Annotated in this window: 1 pseudogene; it reads right to left on the bottom strand. The window is 53.8% G+C overall.

Annotated features, from left to right (window positions below):
* Positions 1–613 (bottom strand): annotated as a pseudogene (locus AB4154_RS22385) (hypothetical protein); the annotation flags it as partial.

Here is a 613-nt window from a genome sequence, read left to right as displayed (position 1 = left end):
GACCAGAGACGTCTAACGTAGCGTTCCATTTACCCAATGCAGCCACTGTCGTGGTTTGCGTGACTTCTTTATTGTCCGTATCGACCGCTTTGATGGTCAATGTGTCGGTGGTTTCGAAGCGTGTGCTATTACCATTGACTGCAACGCTTGCAGCGCCCGCTTCGTTAACATCACTGATAGCTTCAACGGTTAAGGTTGGGGTCATCGCTAGCGCTTTGCTAGAAGTGAATGCCTCACCGGTATTGCCCATTGCATCACTAAAGCCTTGCAGCGTTAACGCCACACTCTTCACCGAATCTGCAACCGACGCTACTTCTGCTGTACCCACCCATTGGGTTTGAGTACCCGATTGGGCTGTCCAGTTGATCGCCGCTGTACCCAGCGCCGAACCCGTTGGCGTTGTGACGCCTTTGTCGAATGTAGCGGTAATTGTCACGCTCTCACCCGCCGCTGCGTGCGTCGGGTTAATCGACGTTTGGCTGTCGTCCACCGTTGGCTTAGTTTGCGTCAACGTAAATGTCGTCCCCGCTTCTTTTGCCGGCGCCTCCAAGTCGTTAGTCCCGTTCACCGTCACCGCAATGGTGCCGTCTTTAAGACCAGAGACGTCTAACGT

Origin of the sequence: Vibrio sp. 10N.286.51.B11 (genome assembly GCF_041469245.1) — a bacterium.
Taxonomy (GTDB): Bacteria; Pseudomonadota; Gammaproteobacteria; order Enterobacterales; family Vibrionaceae; genus Vibrio; species Vibrio crassostreae_C.
Note: the sequence above shows the minus strand (reverse complement) of the source record. Positions and strands in the feature narration are given on the sequence as shown.